The following is a 4,344-nucleotide window of genomic DNA, read 5'->3' as shown; positions in this document are numbered from 1 at the left end:
TATCCGCCGCCGCCGGTCGGCAGCCGGGCCGAGGTGCGGCAGCGTCGCCGCGCCCGGCTGGACGAGCTGATGCGGCAGTCGCTGGCCATGGTGGACGAGCGCGAGCGGGTTCCCGCCGTCGAGGCCGGGCTGGCGGCCCGGCTGCAGGAGCCCGATGTCGAGGCGATGATCGAGGCCGAGCCGCCCGGCCGGGTCGCCGACCGCCTCTGCCGCTCCCTCGGCATCATCTTCCACGGCGATACCGGCGGCGGCAAGGAACCGGACGAACCCGATACCGGGTGAGGGGTCACGCAGAGGCGGCGGACATAAGGGCGCGTGGCCTCTTCCGCAGGCGAGACCTTTTCAAAACGGCATCCCAGCCCTTCTTCGTCATTCCTGCGAAAGCGGGAATCTCTATCCCATCAAAAGGTTACGAGATCCCCGTTTTCGCGGGGATGACGGGTTTGGGGGATTCTGAAAGGGTCTCGCCTGCGGGAGAGGCCACGCGCGTTCGACGCAGGGGCGCACCGTTCCACCCTGGCCGGGAGGGTGAGGGAACGATTCGCAGGGGTGGGGCATGCCCCTGCCCTCTCTCACCCGTTCATGGCTGTTTCCTCCGCCGAAGGTCGGGGTAGAGTGCGTCCGCACCGACCGGCCCGAGGAACCGCCATGTCCGCCGCCCCGCTGCCCGCTGGCTCAACGCCAATTGGCCAGACGCCCCCCGCCGCGGCGACGGACGCCCTGTTGCTGCGGCACGATGCCGACGGCGTCGCCGTGCTGACCCTGAACCGGCCGGCGGCGCGCAACGCCCTGTCTCTGGCGCTGATGCTGGCGCTGGAGACGGAGCTGCAGGCGATCCGCCAGGACGAGTCGGTCAAGGCCGTGGTGCTGGGAGCATCCGGCCCGGCGTTCTGCGCCGGCCATGATCTGAAGGAGCTGCGCGGCGACCCGAGCCGCGAGCATTACGAGCGAACCTTTGCCCAGTGCTCGGCCCTGATGCTGGCCATCACCCGGCTGCCCAAGCCGGTGATCGCCCAGGTGCAGGGCATGGCCACCGCCGCCGGCTGCCAGCTGGTCGCCACCTGCGACCTCGCCATCGCCGCTTCCGAGGCGCGCTTCGCCACGCCCGGCGTGAATATCGGCCTGTTCTGCTCCACCCCCATGGTCGCCCTGTCCCGCGCCGTCGGCCGCAAGCCGGCGATGGAGATGCTGCTGACCGGCGACCCGATCGGCGCCGACCGGGCGCGCGAGCTGGGGCTGGTCAACCGGGTGGTGCCGGCCGCGCGGCTGGCGGAGGAGACGATGGGCCTGGCCCGGCAGATCGGGGCCAAGTCGCCGCTGACCCTGGCGATCGGTAAGGAAGCCTTCTACGAGCAGGCCGAGATTGGCCTGCAGAGCGCCTATGATTATGCGAGCGAGGTCATGACCCGGAACATGCTGGCCCGTGACGCCGAGGAAGGCATCGACGCCTTCCTGGAGAAGCGCCCGCCCGTCTGGCAGGGGCGCTGAGCGGAGATGGATCACGAGCGATACGACGACACCTATCTGCGCGGCATCCTGCGCGAGGTGAAGACCATCGCCATGGTCGGCGCCAGCCCGAACTGGAACCGCCCCAGCTACTTCGCCATGACCTATCTGCAGGGCAAGGGCTACCGCGTCATCCCGGTCAATCCCGGCGTGGCCGGCCAGGCCATCCTGAAGGAGACGGTGTATGCCAGCCTGGCCGAGGTGCCGGTGCCCGTCGACATGGTCGACATCTTCCGCAACAGCGAGGCCGCGGCGGGGGTGGTGGACGCGGCGCTGGCCCTGCCGGTGCGGCCGAAGGTGATCTGGATGCAGCTGGGCGTGCGCAACGACGCCGCCGCGGCGAAGGCGGAGGCCGCCGGCATCCGGGTGGTGATGAACCGCTGCCCGAAGATCGAATGGGCGCGGCTGAACGGCGAGCTGAGCTGGATGGGCACCTCGTCGCGCGTGATTTCGTCGAAGATCCAGAAAAGAGGGTGAGGATCATGTCCGAGAGCAACAACCCGGGCGGCCCGGGCTTCGAGACGCTGGCGATCCACGCCGGCGCACGGCCCGACCCGACCACCGGCGCGCGGCAGACGCCGATCTACCAGACCACCTCCTATGTGTTCGAGGATGTCGACCACGCCGCCTCGCTGTTCAACCTGCAGAAGCTGGGCTTTATCTACAGCCGCCTGACCAACCCGACCGTGTCGGTGCTGGAGGAGCGCATGGCCTCGCTTGAGGGCGGGGTCGGCGCCACCGCCACCTCCTCCGGCCATGCCGCGCAGTTGCTGGCCCTGTTCCCGTTCATGGAGCCGGGGGCCGAGATCGTCGCCGCTAACAAGCTGTATGGCGGGTCGATCAACCAGCTCGGCAACAGCTTCAAGCGCGCTTTCGGCTGGGTCACGCATTTCGTCGACGTCGACGATGTGGAGAACATCCGCCGCGCCGCCAACGACATGACCAAGGCGATCTTCGTCGAGAGCCTGGCCAATCCCGGCGGCGTGATCAGCGACCTGGAGGCGATCGCCGCCGTGGCGCGCGAGCTGGGCGTGCCGCTGATCGTCGACAACACCATGGCGACGCCCTATCTGTGCCGGCCGATCGAGCACGGCGCCGACATCGTCGTCCACTCCACCACCAAGTTCCTGTCCGGCAACGGCACCTCGGTCGGCGGCGTGGTGGTGGATTCCGGCCGCTTCAACTGGGCCCAGTCGGACAAGTTCAAGGGCCTGACCGCCGAGGAGCCTGGCTATCACGGGCTGCGCTTCTTCGAGACCTTCGGCGACCTGGCCTACACCTTCTACGGCCACGCCGTCGGCCTGCGCGACCTCGGCACCAACCAGCAGCCGCTGAACGCCTTCCTGACCCTGCTGGGCATCGAGACGCTGTCGCTGCGGATGGACCGGCACATCGAGAATGCGCAGAAGGTGGCGGAGTTCCTGTCGACCCACCCGGCAGTGGAGTGGGTGAACTATGCCGGCCTGCCGGGCTCGAAGTACCACGATCTTGCCAGGAAGTACCTGCCGCGCGGCGCCGGCGCCGTCTTCACCTTCGGCGTCAAGGGCGGCTTCGACGCCGGCGTGAAGGTGGTGGAGGGGGTGGAGCTGCTGAGCCACCTCGCCAATATCGGCGATGCCAGGTCGCTGATCATCCACCCGGCCTCGACCACCCACCGCCAGCTGACGCCGGAGGGGCTGAAGGCCGCCGGCGCCGGGCCGGAGGTGATCCGCCTGTCGATCGGCCTGGAATCGGTGGGCGACATCATCGCCGACCTCGACCAGGCGCTGCGGGCGGCGACGGGGGTCTGAGCCCTCGCATCGGCCGGGCCCGCGCCGCAGGGCCCGGCCGATGCGAACGGACGGCGGCGATGCCCTTTACTCCTGTTCCCGACACATATAATGATGGGTTTTAGTCAATTTTTGACTGATTTATGCGTTCGCGCATTTTCGTTGGGGGATAGTGATGAAGCGATTTGTATTGGCGCTCGCCGCGGCGGCGAGCCTGAGCGCCTGTTCTTCCATCATCGAGGGCACGTCCCAGGAGATCGCGGTCAACACCAACCCGTCCGGGGCGCAGTGTCAGCTGCAGCGGGAAGGCACGGTGATCGCGACCATCCCGGCGACGCCGGCGGCGACGACCATCAAGAAGACCAAGCACGACATCACGATCTCCTGCGACAAGGTGGGGTACCAGACAGCGACTTTCCTGAACAAATCGGATGTGGCCGGGGCGACGGTCGGCAACGTCATCCTGGGCGGCGGCATCGGCTGGGCGATCGATTCCGCCAGCGGCGCCGACAACAAATACACCTCGCCGGTGAACATCACCCTGGTGCCTGCTGTGGCCGGCGCGACGGTTCCCGGCGCGACAGCGCCCCGGCCGAACACCGTCGTTCCCGGGCTGCAGATGAAGCCGGTCGGCTCCTGAGATCGCTAGCGAGCGCCGGCACCTTCCAGCAGCCGGCGCTCGCGGGCGAAGATCGCGGCGATCGCGTCCATCGCCAGCCGCAGCCGGGGCGAGCGGCGGAGGTCCTCATGGATGCCGATCCAGATCTCCCGGCTGCCGACGCCGGCGCGGTCGGGCTCGACGCAGGTCAGGCCCGGATCGCCCTCGCCGACGAAGCATGGCAGGGCGGCGATGCCGATGCCGGCGCGGGCGGCCTGGAACAGCGTCGTCATGTCGTTGCTGCGCAGCACCAGCGGCCGCGACCCGGCGAAGGCGAGCATCCAGCGGTGCTGCGGCAGCTCCCCCGCGGAGTCGTCGTCGCCCAGGAACCCCCAGTCCTCCGGCCGCCGGCCCGCCAGATAGGACGGCGCGGCATAGAGGCCGAAGGCCATGGTGCCGACCCGGCGCGCC

At 69.0% G+C, this 4,344-nt stretch carries 6 protein-coding genes; 5 read left to right on the top strand and 1 reads right to left on the bottom strand.

From position 1 onward, the window contains the following. From P409_RS39340 to P409_RS27785, 5 genes are all read left to right on the top strand, one after another. Positions 1 to 282, top strand: a 282-nt coding sequence (locus P409_RS39340) for a hypothetical protein (protein ID WP_034846051.1), incomplete at its 5' end; no start/stop codon positions are given. Positions 283 to 648: 366 nt separating this feature from the next. After that, positions 649 to 1,488, top strand: a complete 840-nt coding sequence (locus P409_RS27800) for an enoyl-CoA hydratase (RefSeq protein WP_052121484.1) — start codon at positions 649 to 651, stop codon at positions 1,486 to 1,488. Positions 1,489 to 1,494: 6 nt separating this feature from the next. Further along, positions 1,495 to 1,983, top strand: coding sequence for a CoA-binding protein (locus P409_RS27795; protein ID WP_034846049.1), 489 nt, complete (start codon positions 1,495 to 1,497; stop codon positions 1,981 to 1,983). Between the two features lie 5 nt (positions 1,984 to 1,988). Next, the gene (locus P409_RS27790) at positions 1,989 to 3,296 is read left to right on the top strand and encodes an O-acetylhomoserine aminocarboxypropyltransferase (RefSeq protein ID WP_034846047.1); all 1,308 of its coding nucleotides are present in this window, start codon (positions 1,989 to 1,991) and stop codon (positions 3,294 to 3,296) included. 154 nt (positions 3,297 to 3,450) lie between these two features. Beyond that, positions 3,451 to 3,915: a hypothetical protein gene (locus P409_RS27785; RefSeq protein ID WP_152613576.1), complete on the top strand. Its 465-nt coding sequence runs from the start codon at positions 3,451 to 3,453 to the stop codon at positions 3,913 to 3,915. 5 nt (positions 3,916 to 3,920) lie between these two features. Here the strand turns inward: P409_RS27785 and P409_RS27780 are convergent. Beyond that, positions 3,921 to 4,344, bottom strand: a 424-nt coding sequence (locus tag P409_RS27780; protein WP_034846043.1) for a LysR substrate-binding domain-containing protein, incomplete at its 5' end; no start/stop codon positions are given.

The sequence above is a fragment of the Inquilinus limosus MP06 genome (assembly GCF_000767795.1).
GTDB classification, from domain to species: Bacteria; Pseudomonadota; Alphaproteobacteria; order DSM-16000; family Inquilinaceae; genus Inquilinus; species Inquilinus limosus_E.
Note: the sequence above shows the minus strand (reverse complement) of the source record. Positions and strands in the feature narration are given on the sequence as shown.

Coding starts and splice junctions, on each gene's coding strand:
- P409_RS27800 (WP_052121484.1), top strand. CDS start 649: ATGTCCGCCGCCCCGCTGCCCGCTGGCTCAACGCCAATTGGCCAGACG.
- P409_RS27790 (WP_034846047.1), top strand. CDS start 1,989: ATGTCCGAGAGCAACAACCCGGGCGGCCCGGGCTTCGAGACGCTGGCG.
- P409_RS27795 (WP_034846049.1), top strand. CDS start 1,495: ATGGATCACGAGCGATACGACGACACCTATCTGCGCGGCATCCTGCGC.
- P409_RS27785 (WP_152613576.1), top strand. CDS start 3,451: ATGAAGCGATTTGTATTGGCGCTCGCCGCGGCGGCGAGCCTGAGCGCC.